This window comes from Megasphaera hexanoica (assembly GCF_043520715.1).
Classification (GTDB): domain Bacteria; phylum Bacillota; class Negativicutes; order Veillonellales; family Megasphaeraceae; genus Megasphaera; species Megasphaera hexanoica.
Genome location: NZ_CP171361.1, coordinates 2,514,509 through 2,533,126, shown reverse-complemented (window position 1 = coordinate 2,533,126; position 18,618 = coordinate 2,514,509). Strand labels below are relative to the sequence as shown.

The following is an 18,618-nucleotide window of genomic DNA, read 5'->3' as shown; positions in this document are numbered from 1 at the left end:
ACTCATGATACGCATTATACTTGTACGCCATGGAGAAACGGAATGGAATATAGAAGGGCGCTATCAGGGGCAGGAAGATACCCATCTCAGTCCGCGGGGATTAGAGCAGGGACACATGCTGGCCGAAGGACTGCGCCATATTCCCATCGATCTGTGTATTTCCAGTCCGTTGGAACGGTCTTATCAGACCTGTTCTTTCTGTGCTGAACTTCATCATCTCCCCGTTGCCAAAGATGACCGGCTGCTGGAAATCAATCACGGAGACTGGGAAGGCCAGCTGGCTGATGAAATCGAAGCCCAGTATCCCGAAGCATTCCATCTCTGGCACACACAGCCGGAAAAAGTGACTATGCCGGGTGATGGCGGCGAAAATCTGGACGATGTACGGCGCCGCGCCCGCAGTGCCTTCGACGACTATGCCCGGAAATACGACGGCAAAACGGTTCTCGTCGCAGCCCATGATGCCGTCAATAAGGCCATCATCTGTGACCTTCTCGGTCTCGATATGAGTCATTTCTGGCAAATCAAACAGGATAATACATGCATCAATGTCCTGGAATACCAGAATGGCGTATGGCGTCTCGTGTTGCTCAATTCCACGAATCATATGGGGTATCTGTACAGCGGTATTGAACAAAAAGGACTTTAACGTGTATAATGAATAGGATGACTATACAGGAAGGAAGAAGATTACCATGTTAGATACGAAATTTATCCGTGAACATGCGGAAGAAGTTAAGGAAAACATCAAGAACCGTCATACGAAAGCGGCCGATGTCGATGCCTTTGTCGTTCTGGACGGACAGCGCCGTGATCTGCTGCAGCGCGTCGAAGCCATGAAGAATGAACGCAATACGGTCACGAAGGAAATCAGCCAGCTGAAACGGAATAAGGAAAATGCTGACGATAAAATCGCCGCTATGAAAAAACTCGGTGATGATATCGATGCTCTCGATAAAGAGGTAAAGAAAGTGGAAGCTGATATGCTTTCCATTCAGCTCATGATACCGAACATGTGCCATCCCTCTGTTCCCGTCGGCAAGGATGACAGTGAAAATCCGGAAGTCCGCAAATGGGGACAGCTGCCGACCTTTGATTTCCAGCCGCTCAATCACTGGGATGTAGGGGAAAACCTGGGCATCCTCGATTCGGAACGAGCTGCCAAAGTTACAGGCGCGCGTTTCTACTATTATATCGGTGCCGGTGCACGGTTGGAACGGGCCGTCTATAATTTCATGCTGGACCAGCATACACAGAAAGACGGCTATACAGAAGTCATCCCGCCGTATATCGTAAATCGTGAATCCATGACGGGTACAGGCCAGTTGCCGAAATTCTATGAAGATATGTACCGCCTGAATGTAGAAGGGGAAGAAATGTACATGATCCCAACGGCCGAAGTTCCCCTGACCAACTATTACCGCGGCGAAATCATCGATGGGGCCAAGCTGCCTGTATATTTCACGGCACTGACGCCGTGTTTCCGTGCCGAAGCTGGTTCTGCCGGTCGTGATACGCGGGGCCTCATCCGCCAGCATCAGTTCCATAAAGTTGAAATGGTTAAGTATACGACACCGGAAACAAGTTATGATGAATTGGAAAAACTGACCAATAACGCAGAAGATATCCTGAAAGCACTGGGTCTGCCCTATCATGTCGTTACATTGTGTACCGGCGATATCGGTTTCTCCGCTGCCAAGACTTACGACGTGGAAGTGTGGTTCCCGGCCCAGGGCAAATACCGCGAAATTTCTTCCTGCTCTAATACGGAAGATTTCCAGGCACGGCGCGCCAACATCCGCTTCCGCCGTTCGCCAAAAGCAAAACCGGAATACGTCCATACTCTGAATGGTTCCGGCCTGGCCGTAGGCCGTACAGTTGCAGCTATTCTGGAAAACTATCAGCAGGCCGATGGCTCTGTTGTCGTTCCGGAAGTGCTTCGCCCATACATGCATTGTGATGTCATCACTAAGCAGAAATAATTTCAAAAGACGGCCGGTGGCCGGGCTCTGATGCCGTGACCGGAAACTGCCTCATGAAGCAGCCTGTGCTTCATGAGGCAGTTTTTTTCGTCGTGACGCTTACTTTCAACGTCACGGGCCGGCAGGAATTTTCCCGATATTTGTCGAATTATTTATTATAATATAAAAACGTGTGCTGTGTATTTGGATACAGTGATTTCTTCGCATAGGAGGGATGAGGGATGGATAGAGTATTGACACTGGAATTAGTACGGGCTACGGAAGAAGCAGCCGTGCGGGCCGGACGTATGATGGGAATTGGCGATGGCGGGGCAGCTCATCACCTGGCAGTGGCGGGGATGCATCAGGAACTGACTGCTGCGCCGGTTAATGGCCACGTCGTCATTGGTGAAGGATATATGGCCGACGGGCAGGTGTTGTTTGACGGAGAAGAAATCGGCAGGGGAACGGTTCCTGTTGACATCGCCGTAGCGTCACTGGACGGACAGCGGCTGGTCGCGCAGGGACAGCCAGGTGCCGTATCCGTACTGGCCATGGCCGGCCGGGGAGATATTCTGCGCGTTCCCGATATGTATATGGAAAAAATCTGTGTCGGCCCGCGTGCCCTGGGTCGTATCGATCTGAATCAGTCCGTACAGGAAAATCTGCGCCATATTGCCGAAGGTCTGGAACGGAGCATTGACGATGTGACCGTAGCTATCCTCGACCGGCAGCGCCATCAGGACCTGATTCGTGAATGCCGGATTGCCGGGGCCCGCATCCGCCTGATTCATGATGGTGATGTGACAGCAGCGGCTGATGCGGCTATTGAAGGCTCGGGTACGCATGTACTGATGGGTATTGGCGGTGCCCGTGAAGGCGTGCTGGCTGCGGCGGCTCTGCGCTGCCTGGGCGGCGATATGCAGGCCCGTCTCATACCGTATACGGAACGGGAGCGGCAGAAGGGAGAAGAGCTGGGAATCCATGATTTCAAGCGGATCCTGACGCTATCGAATCTGGTGCGGGGAGATGACTGTTTCTTTGCCGCTACGGCAGTAACGCCTACGCCGCTTATGCAGGGCGTGCGGTATTTTGGGGGTGGCGCCCGCACGATGTCAGTCGTCATGCGTTACAAGACAGGTACCATCCGCTTCATTGATACGGTACACCGGCTCAACGCTTCTTCCCACTGGAGTGTAAGAAAGTAGTACAGAAATAGAAAAATGACAATCCCCGTGCTATAGGATAGAGCAGTTATATCTGATCAGCTCAGGTGTCAGACTGTCTTAATCAAAAGCAGCCGGCCTGAGCTGATGTGCTGCAGGAGACAGGTATATACGATAAAGACAGGTTTTATAAACAGTCTGCATATCCCCCCTTTCAGATTTATTCCTTTTATGATACAATATTTTGATAGTGAATCAACTAAAAATAGATGGCCCTGCCCGGCTGTCACGTCTATATACTTGCAATCTGTTTAGGAGGCACCAGAATTGGAGAAACTTGTTATTCATGGTGGAAAACCCTTAGAAGGGACTGTTCGCGTCAGCGGAGCTAAAAATGCTGTGCTGCCTATTATTGTCGCATCCATGCTGGGGACGACACAAAGTGTACTTACAGAAATACCGAAACTCGACGATGTTCATACGGTTTGTGAAGTTATTACTTCATTGGGCGTACACATAGACCAGTCCCAGGCGGGTACGCTGGTCATCGATGCCAGTCATCTGACTTCCACATCGGCTCCGTACGACCTCGTGCGGCGCATGCGCGCTTCGTTCCTCGTCATGGGACCACTGCTGGCACGCAAAGGACATGCTAAAATTTCTCTGCCCGGGGGCTGTTCCATCGGTGCCCGGCCGATTGACCTGCATCTGAAGGCCTTTGAAGCCATGGGGGCAGTCATTAACCTGGAAAATGGGGATATCGAAGCCAGTGTGGAAAATGGCCTGAAAGGGGCCCAGATCTATCTGGATTTCCCCAGTGTCGGTGCGACAGAAAACGTTTTAATGGCGGCATCCCTGGCCGAAGGCCGTACGGTACTGGAAAATGCGGCTGAAGAACCGGAAATCGTCGATCTGGCTACCTATCTGAACAGTATGGGAGCCAATATCCGCGGCGCCGGCACCAATGTCATCCGTATCGAAGGGGTAAAAGAATTGCACGGGGCAAATCATTCGGTTATTCCCGACCGCATTGAAGCGGGCACGTTTATGGTAGGGGCCGCTATGACCGGCGGCAATGTATATGTGGAAAATGCGCTGTCGGAACATCTTAAGCCTCTCGTAGCCAAGCTGAAAGAAGTAGGGGCCACGGTCGAAGAAGATATAGACGGCATCCGCGTCATTGGCCATAAACCGTTGCGGCCGGCCGATATCAAGACACTGCCGTATCCGGGATTTCCTACGGATATGCAGGCCCAGTTCATGGCACTTACGACTATTTGCCAGGGAACAAGTGTCATTACGGAAACGGTATTTGAAAACCGCTTTATGCATGTCGATGAATTCAAGCGCATGGGAGCCAAAATCCGCATAGAAGGCCGCAGTGCCATCGTCGAAGGCGTCCCGCATCTCAAAGGGGCTGATGTCAATGCGACGGATCTGCGCGCCGGTGCAGCACTGGTATTGGCTGGCCTGGTAGCAGAAGGGGAAACAAAAGTCGGATATTTATATCATATAGACCGGGGGTATGATAACCTGGTCCAGAAGTTACAAAGGTTAGGTGCAGACATTGTTCGGGTCAATATTGACTAAAAAAAAGAAGCGAAAAAAAGGAACGCCGGCTAAAGCGGGTCATTCATCCCATTCTTTTTTCCTGGCAAACTGGTTTGGCAGTGATATTGCCATTGATCTGGGTACGACCAATATCATTGTATACGTCAGGAAAAAAGGTATTGTCGTCAATGAACCGGCTGTCATTGCCCTTGATACGAACAGTCATCGTGTCGTAGCTATTGGCAAAGAAGCGCAGGCCATGCTGGGGCGGACACCAAAGCATATTCAGGCGTATCACCCCCTCAGCCGGGGCGTCATTGCTGATTACGATGCGACCGAATACATGCTGCGGTATTTTATCCGCAGAGCTATTGGCAAATCCTTGTTTTTTAAACCGCGGATCATTATCTGTGTTCCTTCAGGAGCGACTAATGTAGAAAAAAGAGCCGTTATCGAAGCGGCTATGCAGGCCGGTGCTCGTAAAACCGTCGTCATGGAAGAACCGCTGGCCGCTGCTATTGGGGCCGGACTGGATGTAGCCAGTTCCAATGGATCCATGGTGGTCGATATGGGCGGCGGCACGACCGACGTGGCTGTACTCAGTCTGAGCGGAATCGTTATCAGCGAATCTCTGCGTATTGGCAGCAATACTTTTGATGAAGCCATTATCCGCTATCTTGAAAAAATCAAGCATATTACCATCGGCCAGCATACGGCAGAAGAGCTGAAAATCCTCATCGGTACAGCTCTGCCGGACGGGCGGCAGCTGACTGCCGATGTGCGGGGACGCAGTACGGAAACGGGGCTCCCGGCCATGGTCGATATCGATTCCCAGGAAATACGAAAAGCACTGTCAGAACCGATTGAATCCATATTGCGTGCTATTGTTACCATCCTGGAAAAAACGCCTCCCGAACTGGCCGCCGATATTGCTGACCATGGCATCGTCCTCACCGGAGGCGGTCTCCTGCTGGATGGCATGGACCGGCTGATTTCCCAGACTACGGGCATGGCAGCGTTTCTCTGTGATGATCCGTTATTGTGCGTAGCAAACGGGGCTGGAAAATCGCTGAATGAAATGAGCCGCCTGAAAGATAGCTTTGATGATTTATAAAGGAGTGAGTGTCATGTTACTGAAGAAAAAAGTGCTGCTTCCCCTGTGCATTATGAGTACACTAATGGCAGCACCTGTACTGGCTGCAGATATTCCTTATACGGCCGTTATCGGAGGTACCGTGGCCAGTGTCGTTTCTGTGGGAACTGATGTCCGTGAAGGCGATGTCCTCCTGACCGTTGATTCCCTGGCTGGTCCCATGGCGGCTGCCCGGGCAGATAGCAGAGGCACCGTCAAGGAAGTAAAAGTCAAAACGGGCGGGACAGTAGCCACGGGTACGGTCGTCGTTGTAGTAGAAGAAAAATAAGAAGGAGACTATGAAACGATTACGTAAATTACGGCACCTGGCGGGAAAAGCCTGTTTGGCGGTTCTCTGTTGTGCCGTTTCCTTTTCTGTATATGCAGAACAATTTATGCCTGTCAGTGATGTCCGGCCGGGGATGACGGGATATGCCAAGACCGTAGCCAGAGGTACGCAAATCGAAACATTTCCTGTGGAAATCCTGGGTGTCATGAAAAACAGCGGCCCTTCCGGTGACCTGATCCTGGCTCGCTTTTCCGGTCCACTCATCGAACAGACCGGCGGTATTGCCCAGGGAATGAGCGGCAGCCCCGTGTACGTCGATGGCAGACTGCTGGGGGCAGTTGCATATGGCTGGTCTTTTACCAATTCCAAAGTGGGTATGATTACCCCGATAGAAGATATGGTCAAGCTCTGGAATGTGCCCGTGCGGGAAGAAATCCGGCCATTTAACGCCCGGGAATCGTCATTGATTCCCGTCAATACACCACTTATGGCCAGCGGATTCGATACGGCATCGATGGACTGGATGAAGAATAAACTGCCCCAGTACCAGTTTATGCCTGTCGATACGGCTACGGCGGCAGAAGACAGCCAGGCGATGCCCCTGGAAGCGGGAAGTTCCGTGGCGGCTGCGTTCGTCAATGGCGATATGAAACTCGGTGCTATCGGGACGGTTACCTATGTCGATAAAGATCATATCGTCGCCTTTGGTCATCCCTTCCTGAAAAAGGGCAGTATTAATTATTTCATGCATAATGCCTATATTTTTACGATTGTCAATAATATGGCCAGTTCGTTCAAGCTTGGATCGGTAGGAGCGGAAATCGGACGGATTGACCAGGACCGCGGTGCCGGCATCGCCGGGAATTACCGACTGGCACCGGGAATCCCCGTCGTCATTCACGTACGTGACCTTGACACGGCGGCAGCCAACTTGAAACGGGTCAAAATCGTAGAAGATAATGAACTGACACCGGTCCTGGCCGCGACGACCGTGTATAATACGGCCAATAAGACCATAGATCGTATGGGCGGCGGTACGGTGACCCTGAATTATACAATCCGGTCATCCAATGGCCGGGACAAGGATATTACCCGGCACAATATGTACTATTCGGAAGATAATATCAATGAAAAGAGTATTGATGAATTATATAATGTCCTCGACATTTTAAAGCATAACGAATTCATCGATTATCCCGTTCTGGATATTACGGTCAATGCCGATTACTCCCAGGCGCGTAAGCAGGCACGGATCATTGATGCCACGGCAGCACCGGTAGTGGCCAGTCCGGGTGATACGATTTATTTCAAAATTACTCTTCATCCCTACCGGGGGGCTGATGAAGTCAAAACCATGACTTTTACCGTTCCCAAGGACCAGCCGTATGGCGATATGGTGCTGGAAGTACGTGGCGGTGGCGTTATTCCCCTGCCCTATCTGATTGAAAAACAGCGCTATAATCTGACCGATGAAATTATTGATCGGCTGCGTCATTATAAAGATTTTGCTGATCTGAAAAAGGCTATAGAAAAGGAAGATGCCAATAATGATCTGGTCATTGAAATCCTTGACCAGAACGTCAGCATGATCGATGATGACAGCAAGAAGACGGCCAAAGTCAAACTGCAGGCCAAAGAACCCCGGGGAAATCCGAAAGATGTGCTTCAGCCCAAGAAAAAAGGACTACATGAAGACAACGACGAGGACAAAAAATCGTCGCTGCCAACACCGTATATCGTAAAAGGCGACGGCCAGATTACCATCAAAATCGTCAGTCCGGAAAAACGGGATAAATTCCTGGCCGGTCATCACACATTGCGTTCTGGCAAGGCTGTCATGAGTGCCGAAACGGAAGATGCTGCCCAGACAGCGGAGCACAGTGATAAGACGGTAGAACAGGATAAGGGGAATAATCAGGATAAAGATAAGTCATCAGGAGAAGATAAGAAAAGCATTTTCCTTTCCCGATGAACAGAAAAGCAGCTGTACTGTGTATAAGACATGCAGCTGCTTTTCTTGTTCATTCAGCGTAATAAAAATGATATTTGAACACGTTCAACCTTGATATTTGATGCATAACATGGTATTATCATACTTGTAGAAAACTGAAAAGGAAATCTGAGTTTTCTCACAGTTTTCTAACAATTGGCAGCCCGCGTGTAGCAGGCTCCCCACATTAATGGTATAGTAACAATACGTACGCTGACTGAAAAAGAGGAGGTGCGCCTGTGCAGGGAATATTAGAACGGATAGGATCGTTTACACTGCATATTTTTGAAAAAGTAGGCGTGCTGTCCCTCTTATTCCTGGAAACGCTGCGTCAGCTGCCTAAAATACAACGGAAGCTTACGATTGCCCAGATGGCTCATCTCGGTGTCAATTCCCTGCCAATTGTCAGCCTGACTTTGCTGTTTGCCGGCATGGTCATGACGTTGCAGATTGTCGATATCCTGTTGCGCTATGGTGCCCAGTCTACATTGGGAGGCATTATGTCTGTCGCTATGGGCCGCGAACTGGGGCCGATTCTGACCGGCGTTGTCGTAGCCGGCCGTGTAGGGGCAGCCATGACAGCCGAACTGGGAACTATGAAAGTTACGGAGCAGATTGATGCCCTGCGGTGCATGGCCGTCAATCCCGTTGCTTATCTGGTCGTACCCCGCTTTGCCGCCTGTATCACTATGGTACCGCTGCTGGCCTTTTATGGGTATATCATCGGCACGGCCGGTGGATATGCTGTCGCGATTCTCAGCGCCGGCCTGACACATTTTACGTACATGAACTCCATTGAAATGTTTACGGAAGTATCCGACGTTGTTTACGGCCTTATTAAAGCCATGTTCTTTGGAGGTATCATCGCCCTTGTGGCCTGTCATGAAGGCATGACGGCCAAAAGCGGGGCAGAAGGAGTCGGACAGGCGACAACGCGTTCGGTCGTTACATCGATTATTTTTATTTTTATCTGCAATTATCTGCTGTCTATTATTTTGTATTAGGAGTCTGGCATATGATCCGTTTACAGGATATTACCGTGGCGTATGGATCACGGGTCATTCTGAATCACATCAATCTGGATATCCGCGATGGAGAAACACTGGGGATACTGGGTGCCAGTGGTTCAGGCAAGAGTACTATACTTCGTCTGATTATCGGTCTTCAGAAACCGTCAGGCGGTCATATTTTTATAGACGGTCAGGATATTACAGGCTTTACGGAAGATGAGATGGATCAGGTACGGCTCCACATGGGCATGGTTTTTCAGTATTCAGCCTTATTTGATTCTATGAGTGTCGGGGAGAATGTGGCATTTGGCCTCCGGCAGCATCGTAAACTCCCGGAAGAAGAAATCCGGAAAATTGTCCGGGAAAAATTACATCTCGTCGGGCTGGATCACGTAGAAGATATGATGCCGAACGATTTGTCGGGCGGCATGAAAAAAAGAGTCAGTCTGGCACGGGCCATTGCACTGGAGCCCCGGGTCATATTGTATGATGAACCGACGGCAGGTCTGGATCCGCTGCGCAGTATGGATATCAACAGGCTGATTGTGACGACACAAAGCCAGCTTCATACGACATCTGTTATCGTTACCCATGATATGGAATCGGCTTTCTTCGTTGCAGACCGGCTGGCTTATCTGGAAAACGGCGTTTTCCGGCTTATTGCAGACAAGGATACGTTCCGGGATTCGCCGGATGAACACATTCAACGATTTATCAACGGCGGTCTGATGCGTCAGGAGGGGAGGTGTGCGCCATGAAATGGAGTGCAGAAGCAAAAGTCGGCCTGGTAACCATTATTGGCGTACTGGTCTTTACCTATGTGGTCATCAATCTGGCTCATGCAGAAATATTTGGCAAACCAGGCTATGTCATTCATGCCATGTTCCGCGATGCCAATGGCTTGCAGAAGGGAAATTCAGTCCGCTATGTCGGTGTTCATGTCGGTAAAGTTACCGATGTGACTCCTTCTAAAAACGGCGTAGACGTTGCCATGAAGATCGATAAGGGTACGGAAATTCCTAAAGGATCGAAACTGGCAATAACGACGGACGGCCTGCTGGGGGAAAAAATTATTTCCATTACGCCGGGCAAGGATTCGACACAGCTCATTGCTGACGGGGAATATCTGAACGGCAATGACGGCAAGACCATGGATGATATGATGGAAAGTACAGGTAAGTTAGTGGCTAGTGCCAATGATATGATTAATAACATTAATAGCGTCATCGGACACCCGGACACGCAAAAAGCGATGCGCGGGACATTTCAGAATATAGAAGGCATAACCGGACGGGTCAATGGCCTGATGGATGCCAATGCCGGCAATATCCAGGAAATGACAGCACATATGGCGTCGGTAACAGCTTCTCTGGATGCCGCTGCGGCCCAGCTGGCTGCTATGAACAGCGATGGAGCTATTTCGGCTAACGTCCGCGATACGGCGGCTAATATGAAGCGCATTACGGATAGTTTTGAGCAGACAGCGCTGGCCGTACAGAAAATTACGACTGATGAGCAGAGCCAGAAAGATTTGCAGAAAACGCTTCATAATACTGCGGAAATATCGGGGAAACTAAATAAGGTTCTCGGTGGGGGAAGCGGATTCAAAACAGAAGGCGATGCCAGTGTCTTATATAATGAGAGTAAAAGTGAAACGGGTGCCGCTGTAAATTTTAAGGTGTACCGGAACCATACATTCGGGCTTCTCGGGGCTGAGAATATAGGTAACGGTACGAAACTGGATTTGCAGTATGGGTTCAGACATCCCCGATTTGATGTCCGGGCCGGCCTCATCCGCGGCGAGCTCGGAATGGGGCTGGATTTTTTTCAGGATAAACCGTTCCAACTCAGCCTGGAGGGGTATGATCCCGATGACTGGCGGTATCGTTTGAAAGCGAAATACCGCCTGACAGACAACATGTTTCTTTTTGGCCAGTTCACGCGGCCCATGAACCGCAGTGACGGTGGCAATTATTATGGTATTGACTATGTCTTTTAAAAGACATTCTGCAATAGATAGCAATTCGATCAATGGGGGTACCCGTAATGGACAAAAACTTGTATAAAAAAATTGTTGTTGCCCTGATGATTTCAACCTTGGGGACGGTGTCTGCATGGGCAGCAGAAGAAGCCGTTGTTCCCGTCGATCTGGGACAGGCAGCTGTTACTGATTCAGCCCGGAATACGGCTGGCCAGAAGGTTTCCCGGACCGGCAAAAAGGCAGCACGTACGGTAAAGAACCAGGCTGCTGTGACACCGGCAGGAGCTATCGGTGCGTCCGATGTGACACCGCAGCTGCGGGAAGAGCTGGCACAAAAAATCCGTTCCGATATGGAAGCCAGTGCTAAAAGAGCTGCTGCCAGAGGAGAAGCGGATCCAGTCATTGTCGTCGGCCGGGTCGCTTCCGACCAGGCTGTCGATCTGACACTGCCCAAAACGGTGCAGATGGCTCTCGATTACAACCGGGATATCAAGGTGGCCCATTATGCCCTGAACAGTTCTGACTTTGATATCGCCATAGCCAAGGCCGGCAAGATGCCCCAGGTGGGCTATACCTGGAGTGGGGCCAGAGCTATGTCACAAAATATGGGACGAGATGTCATCGGTAATAGTTTTAAAAACAGTTTTAGTGTCAGCATCCCATTGTATACGGGCGGACTGGTAGAAAACGAAATTGCCAATGCCAAGTTGGGAAAGACTAATGCCCAGGAAGAAATGCTCCGCGTCCAGCAGGCGACGAAGTATTCTGCCGTAGAAGGGTATTATGCCCTTCTGGCTTATCAGGAACTGCGTGATGTATACCATGAAGCCGTCGATAATCTGCAGGGACATTTAGATAATGTAACAGCCCAGTACAATGTAGGTACCAAGGCGAAAGTAGATGTCTTGTCTTCTAATGTATCACTGGCCAACTCCAAGACGACGGCCGTAACGGCAGATAATAATGTCGCTATTGCTGAATCAAACCTGAATAACATCCTCGGCCTGCCGTTGCAGACCAAACTGAATCTGGCCGATCATCAGCTGCCTTTTGATACGTATGATATTTCCCTTCAGGAAGCCATTGACTATGCCATGAAATATCGTCCGGAAGTCCTCCAGGCAGCCGTTGCCGTACAGGAAGCAGAAAACAGTATCGGTATTGCCCAGGCTGGCAACAGGCCGACCGTATCTGTCGGTGCCGGCCGTGGCTGGTCGGATGATGATTTCCCCGGTATTGATGATCATAACTGGAGTGTAAGTGGCGGCGTTTCCTGGAGCTTATGGGATGGCGGCGCGACTAATGCCAAAATCAAGAAAGCAAGGGAAACACTCCTTTCCGCCCGGGAAACAGAACAGAAGGCACGGGAATCGGTCCAGCTGGAAGTCAAGCAGGCATACCTCAATATCCGCAGTGCGGCACAGCGCGTAGAAGAAACGACGGCTGTCGTCGATCAGGCGAAGGAAAATTACCGTATCCAGAACATCCGCTATCAGGCTGGTGTTGGCATCAACCTGGATGTCCTCGATGCCCAGCTGAGCCTCAACGAAGCCCAGGTCAACCATATCCAGGCATTGTATGATTATAATGTCGGTATTGCCAAACTGGAACAGGCAATGGGCGTCGATGTCCGCTCCGGTGTCATCCATCCGTCCCTGACAGGGAAATGATGGGAACCTCCTTTTGTTACAATTTAAAGTAAGTTTAAAAAAAGGAAACTGAATCTTTTTATCTGTTTCTTGATTTTAATGAATAGCTTATGTAAAATGAAGAGAGAATTGTAATCCTATGATTCTCTCTTCTTTTTTTATAGGAATGGAGGACGACCGTGCGAAAAAAATGGCTTGTATCCGGTGCAGTCTTTGTATTCCTCTTTGCCGCACTCTTTTCCCTGTGGATGGAAAAGCCGGCATTGATGCAAAAACTCTCTGAGACAGTGACGAGTACAGTGAATGATAAAATAAACGGAACACTAACCTTTAGTGCTATGGATGTTTCGTTGTCCGGCCGAGTCAGGCTGCAGGACCCGGTTATCCGGGATATGCAGGGACGTACTGTGCTTTCTGGTTCGGATATACAGATTTTTGTCAATCCCTGGAAAATAGTGGCATCCCTTCCTGATGGTAATCCGGCTGCGGCTATAGAGACGGTGGATATTTCCCAGCCGGTTGTCCATGTGTGGCAGAAACCGTCTGATAATACGTGGAATGTTGCGACGCTTATTAAGACATCGAAGGAAAAGGCGGACAGTGGATTCCGGGCAATTGTGCGGTTTCACGATGGAGCTGTCAGGGCACGGCTGGCCGATGGCACGCTGATTACGGGCAGCGGGGGTGACGGGACCCTCGATTTTACGGCCTACCCGGCTATCTATGGAGATATGACGCTGTATGTCGATGGAGAAAAGCTGACGGCTTCCGGTCATTATACTTCATCGCGGGAATTCGATGTCCTGCTTCGTGGCGATGCTGTTAAAGCATCTTATGCATCATCGTTCATTCCGTCTGGAACGGATGTGACTGTAGAAGAAGGTGCGCTCCGTGATATACGGGTCCGTTATGCCCGCTCGCATAACGGGGATTCTCTGTCGGGAACGGCTTCTGTAGATAATCTGTCCGGTACGGCATCGGGCCTTTCCTATGACCAGGTCAGCGGAACGGTGCGGCTGAATTCACAAAACGTCCGGATTGACCGGCTGAAAGGCCGCATTAATGGACAGGATATCAGCGCCTCAGGTGAAGTACGCATCAATGGGGATGTTCCCGTATTCAATCTGGATGTGGATGTACCCGGCGCCGATCTTGCTGCTTTTGCCGATAAGCTGCCAGCTGGCATTTCTGGTACGGCTGCCTTTAAGGGCAGCATCTGGGGAACGGCCAGTGAAATACGCGGCAGTGGAACACTGACTGTACCAGAACTGACCTATGATGGAACGACACTGTATCATGGCGAAGTTGTCTTTTCTTGCGATGGCAGTCAGGCTGATATATCCCATCTGTCTGCTGATGCAGCTGGAGGCCATCTGGAAGGTTCGGGAACATACAACCTGTCCAGTGGTGATTTTCAGGCCTCTCTCGATGCTGATTCCATCCACCTCGAAGAAATAAGCCAGCTGCCTGTTTCGGTTCTGGGCACGGTGTCGGCTTCCCTGACCGTTTCGGGCAATCAGAATCAGGGGACAGTCCAGGCTTCCGGTCATGCCAGCGCGGCAGGTTTTTCCTATAATGGCATCGAGGCAGATCAGGCGGAAGGTGACTTTATCTATGCTGATGGATTGCTGTCTCTGTCAGGGCTGACTGCTTCCGTGCAGGGAGGAACAGTCCGGGTCCATGGCGTGTATGATACGGAGGGGCCCCGTACGGATCTTTCCTTTACAGCAGACAATCTGCCACTTGATATGGCATCTGCATATGCAGCAGTACCTATGACCGGCACCTTTTCTGCTGCCGGACACCTATATGGTTCCGGACCGGACTGGAATTTGATTTTCCATGCCCGCGACGGCAGTATACAGGGGATGGACTTTGATAGTATCGACGGCTCTCTTTCCGGTAGTGGAAGCCGTATTCTGATACCGTCTGTCGTGTGGCGTTACAACGATGGGACTCATAGAGCCAGTGGTATGGCTGATCTGGATACCCGGCAGGTGAATCTGCAGGTTGTGACACAGCATATGCGTCTGGAACGGCTGCTGCCAGCATTGGGACGGGGAGATATTCCTCTTACAGGCTGGGCCGATAATACGATTACCGTGACGGGCAGTCTCGATCAGCCTTCGGCACAGGGATCGTTCCATCTGACCAGTGGCTCTGCTTATGGCTATTTGTACAAAAATGTCAGTGCCGATTATACATTGCGGGATGGCACTGTTTATATCACCAACGGCGATATTACAGCCTATGATGCATCTATCCGCGTCGCCGGTTACCTGGGACAGCATATGGATCTGACCCTGGACGGCAGCCATCTCGATATTGCCCGCCTGGTACCGCAAAAAGGGCCTCAGCGTTCCGGTATCATGAATGTCAGAGGGCATCTTGGCGGTACGATGAACAATCCTGTCTTTGAAGGGTCTCTCCAGTCAGACTCACTGACCTTTAATGGCATAGCCCTCAATGATATACAAGGCAACCTCGGTTATTACGGCGGTATTTTCCGGTTGACCGATTTTCATTTTAAACAGAACGGAGGGACTTATGAACTGCGTGGCGGGTATAATCCGGCGAATGGCTGGATTATGGCGCGGGCCCGCGTGCAGGCTGCGGATCTGGGCAGTATCCTGAAACTGTCGGGAGCACCCCTGCAGTCCATACAGGGGCGTCTGGAAGGACAGCTGGCTATCGATGGGACAACTGATGATCCCCGGGCACGTCTGACCGGGACTCTGACCCAGGGATATATTGATGATGCAGCTGTAGAACCTGCCCGTATTGATGTCCAATACGAAAACAATGCCGTACAGATTCATGAACTTACCCTGAAGTCCGGCGATGCCGTGCTGGCTGCCCAGGGATCGTATGCCCTTCATGGGCCGGTACAGATGCAGATTGCTGCCCACCATTTCCCGGCCCGGCTGCTGGCGGCGGTAACGGGACAGACGAATGTCCAGATTGATGCGCCTGTCGATTTTGCAGCTAATCTGAGCGGGACAGGAGATCATCCCAGTGCTGATGTGTCTCTGCAGCTCGGAAGTGGCATGGTCAATGGCATTTCCTTTACTGGCATGTATGCCCTGCTCAATCTGCGGGACCGCATGATTAAGGTCCATCAGGCATATATCCTGAAGGATCCGTATAAGGCGAGCGCCTCCGGGACGATTCCCGTAGCGGCTCTGACCGGTGAAAAAACAGACGAATCTATGGACGTTATGGTAAAACTGGATCATGCCGGCCTGGATATACTGACTTTTGTCACGCCTCTTATTACTGAAGCCCAGGGCGGACTGAATGGTTCGCTGCAGTTAAAAGGTACGGCTGCGGATCCACAGGTATACGGTACGTTGAGTGTCGATGACGGTTCTTTGTCCATCCGGACCGTGCGTAATCCGCTGACACGGATTACGGGGCAGCTTCAATTTACGGGACGCAAAGCAGCGTTTTCCGGTTCTGCCGTTATGGATAAGGCAAAGGCGAAAAATCCGGGAAAATTGCAGGTACAGGCAGATGCATCCTGGCAGGGATGGGAAGTCACGTCGTACAAAGGATTGCTTGCACTCGATCATCTGGGAGTCGTCTGTCCGTATTTTACCGGACCGCTGACGGGAAACCTGACTGTCTCGCCCGGTGATGGCATGCCATTGCTGTCCGGAACCATTACGATAGATGATACGACACTGGATCTGCCCCTGAGCCTGAGTGATACGGAAAGCAATTTTGATGCCGCTCTCGACATTATGGTCGCACTGGGAGATGATGTGCGGCTGTATAATGGGGCGCTTTACGACCTGATGGTGCATGGCAAGGCTCATTTTGGCGGCACGCTGGCTCATCCCCATGGAACGGGCGGCTTTGAAGCTTCCCGAGGGACTATTCACTATTTGGATACGAATTTCCGTGTATCCCGGGCAAAAGCTGAATTTAATCAGCCCGATACATTCCTCCCCTATCTGGACGTGGAAGGCCATACCCGTGTCGGTCAGTACAATGTCCTGCTCAATCTGCGCGGTCCTGCCGATGCGATGGACCTGATGCTGCGATCCAATCCGCCGCTTACGAAGGCCCAGATTCTTTCCCTGATTACGCTCAGGAACAGCAGTGGCAAAAAAGACAGTTCCCTTAATAGTGAAGATGTCAATACACTTATAGGGAGCGGCATCCGCATGACGCTCAACAGTCTGGGGATTACACAGGCGCTGGAAAAGGCACTGAATCTAGATATGCTCAACATTACGACAGGGTCACTGGATTACAACAGCAAGACAGCTGATGTGGAAAATAATTATTATAATATAGAAATGGGCAAGTATTTGTTCAATGATTTCATGCTGACAGCTGCTTTTGGCCTCAATCATGATGACAACCGCATAGGTATGCAGTATAATTTGGGAAGTAAGTTTGGTGTGGCCGCTTGGAAATCGGCAGATGATTCCTTTATTGGCGGCATGTATAAATACAGCTTCTATTAGGGGGGGACAGAAGTTGCTGGAGACATATTTAAAAGAATTACAACAGATAAAACTTCTGGCTCCGGAAGAAGAAAGAGAACTCTGGCGCGCATATAAAGACCGGGGGGACCAGGAGAGCCGGCGGCAGCTCATTGAACAGTACCAGCCGCTGGTTTTCCGGGAAGCGATGCGTTGGCACATTTCCGGGGATATTCTGCAGGACGCCCTGCAGGAAGGAACGCTGGGACTGATTGAAGCGGTGGAACGGTATGATTACGGGCGCAATGTGGCCTTTCCTATTTTTGCCGTCCATCGTATCCGTGGGGAAATCCTGGATTTTCTCCAAAAGGAAAATAAACGGTCTTCCCTGTCTCTCGACGAACCCGATGAAAACGGCGTTACCCTGCGGGATCAGTTGCCAGACGGGGCGGAGGATCTGGCAGACAGGACAGGCCGGCAGATTCTGTTTGAACACGTAGCCCAGACATTACAGCGTCTGCCTCAGAAGGAACAGATCGTCGTGGAAGGCGTCTATCTCAAAGATCAGCAGCAAAAATCCCTGGCCGAGGACCTGTCTGTCAGCCTGCCTTATGTATACCGGCTGCAGAAACGGGGAATCCGCCGTGTGAGAGGCATGCTGAGCCGGTTTATTCATGACAACAAAGAGAAGTAAAAAAGAAAATATGGTATAAACGGGAGAATACGGGAGAAACGATGAGTATTTCCAAGATAGATATAGGCTTCTTCCCATATTTACTTGTTTGTTGAGGCTGTCTTTTTCAGGATTTTATAAACATGCTGGGAAAGGAGCTTGCGCAGTATGGCAAAATCAGATAATGAACGGGCCGAGCGTGTCCGTTCTGCCAGAGCCTGGCTGGAACGGGCTGAAAAGTCTTTTGACAATAAAGCTGATGTCCGTGGGGAACTGAATCTCATGCTGGCAGAAGCGGAGATGAAAAATCTTCGAAAAAACCACGGTATGGGCTGTAAAATCCGCCGGCTGGCGGCAGTCCTGACTGCTTTGGCGCTGGCTCTGGGCATCTGGCAGTTTACACGTCCGGAAGGGCCGCCAGCTGATTTTACCCGGCCTGTCCGCGGCGAGACGGCAGCGGATACGTCACGGACGACGATGACAGCGCCGGATTCACAACCTGTAGCTGAGCCGGAATCAATCGTAACGGCAGAAGACAGGGCAGTAGAAGAAATACCGGCGGTGCAACCGGTTCCTGCAAGTACAGATGATACCGGTGTATTGCCGGCAGTACAACAGGGGGAAACAGGACAGGAGACGGAAAGAACGGAACCGCCACCTGCGACTGTACCATATACACAGCCTGTACAAAAAAAGGTTTTATCGGACCGGCAGATACAGGCTGCCGTACAAGATGCGCGTCATAGTTTGCGCGGTGCGGAAACCAAGAAATGACAACGGAGG

14 protein-coding genes are annotated in these 18,618 nt (G+C 50.7%); all 14 read left to right on the top strand.

Going from position 1 to position 18,618, the window contains the following annotated elements:
* The first annotated feature begins 4 nt into the window (after positions 1-4).
* Positions 5-649, top strand: coding sequence for a histidine phosphatase family protein (locus ACGTIC_RS12385; protein WP_113855114.1), 645 nt, complete (start codon positions 5-7; stop codon positions 647-649).
* 46 nt (positions 650-695) lie between these two features.
* Positions 696-1,982, top strand: coding sequence for a serine--tRNA ligase (gene serS, locus ACGTIC_RS12380; RefSeq protein ID WP_059075531.1), 1,287 nt, complete (start codon positions 696-698; stop codon positions 1,980-1,982).
* Between the two features lie 221 nt (positions 1,983-2,203).
* Positions 2,204-3,169, top strand: coding sequence for a class II fructose-bisphosphatase (gene glpX, locus ACGTIC_RS12375; RefSeq protein WP_113855113.1), 966 nt, complete (start codon positions 2,204-2,206; stop codon positions 3,167-3,169).
* Positions 3,170-3,454: 285 nt separating this feature from the next.
* The gene (gene murA / locus ACGTIC_RS12370) at positions 3,455-4,717 is read left to right on the top strand and encodes a UDP-N-acetylglucosamine 1-carboxyvinyltransferase (RefSeq protein WP_059075533.1); all 1,263 of its coding nucleotides are present in this window, start codon (positions 3,455-3,457) and stop codon (positions 4,715-4,717) included.
* Positions 4,710-5,792 carry a rod shape-determining protein gene (locus ACGTIC_RS12365; protein WP_369814255.1) on the top strand — a complete coding sequence of 361 codons (1,083 nt, stop codon included), beginning with the start codon at positions 4,710-4,712 and terminating at the stop codon, positions 5,790-5,792. The genes murA and ACGTIC_RS12365 overlap by 8 nt, the downstream gene beginning before the upstream one ends.
* A 13-nt stretch (positions 5,793-5,805) precedes the next feature.
* Positions 5,806-6,099 carry a biotin/lipoyl-containing protein gene (locus ACGTIC_RS12360; RefSeq protein ID WP_113855112.1) on the top strand — a complete coding sequence of 98 codons (294 nt, stop codon included), beginning with the start codon at positions 5,806-5,808 and terminating at the stop codon, positions 6,097-6,099.
* Between the two features lie 10 nt (positions 6,100-6,109).
* Positions 6,110-8,071, top strand: a complete 1,962-nt coding sequence (locus ACGTIC_RS12355) for a SpoIVB peptidase S55 domain-containing protein (protein WP_113855111.1) — start codon at positions 6,110-6,112, stop codon at positions 8,069-8,071.
* 257 nt (positions 8,072-8,328) lie between these two features.
* A complete protein-coding gene (locus ACGTIC_RS12350; protein WP_075581467.1) occupies positions 8,329-9,093 on the top strand; it encodes an ABC transporter permease in 765 nt (254 codons plus the stop codon).
* 11 nt (positions 9,094-9,104) lie between these two features.
* The gene (locus ACGTIC_RS12345) at positions 9,105-9,857 is read left to right on the top strand and encodes an ABC transporter ATP-binding protein (protein WP_059075537.1); all 753 of its coding nucleotides are present in this window, start codon (positions 9,105-9,107) and stop codon (positions 9,855-9,857) included.
* A complete protein-coding gene (locus ACGTIC_RS12340) occupies positions 9,854-11,098 on the top strand; it encodes an MlaD family protein (protein ID WP_059075538.1) in 1,245 nt (414 codons plus the stop codon). The genes ACGTIC_RS12345 and ACGTIC_RS12340 overlap by 4 nt, the downstream gene beginning before the upstream one ends.
* Before the next feature lie 47 nt (positions 11,099-11,145).
* Entirely contained in the window at positions 11,146-12,750 is a 1,605-nt protein-coding gene (locus ACGTIC_RS12335) for a TolC family protein (protein WP_257536603.1), read from the top strand.
* A 158-nt stretch (positions 12,751-12,908) separates the two neighbouring features.
* On the top strand, positions 12,909-17,204 hold the full coding sequence (locus tag ACGTIC_RS12330; RefSeq protein WP_113855110.1) for a translocation/assembly module TamB domain-containing protein: 4,296 nt from the start codon (positions 12,909-12,911) through the stop codon (positions 17,202-17,204).
* Between the two features lie 13 nt (positions 17,205-17,217).
* Positions 17,218-17,856: a sigma-70 family RNA polymerase sigma factor gene (locus ACGTIC_RS12325; protein WP_150825001.1), complete on the top strand. Its 639-nt coding sequence runs from the start codon at positions 17,218-17,220 to the stop codon at positions 17,854-17,856.
* 147 nt (positions 17,857-18,003) lie between these two features.
* Complete coding sequence (locus ACGTIC_RS12320) at positions 18,004-18,609, top strand: hypothetical protein (protein WP_059075541.1); 606 nt, start codon at positions 18,004-18,006, stop codon at positions 18,607-18,609.
* Positions 18,610-18,618 lie beyond the last annotated feature (9 nt).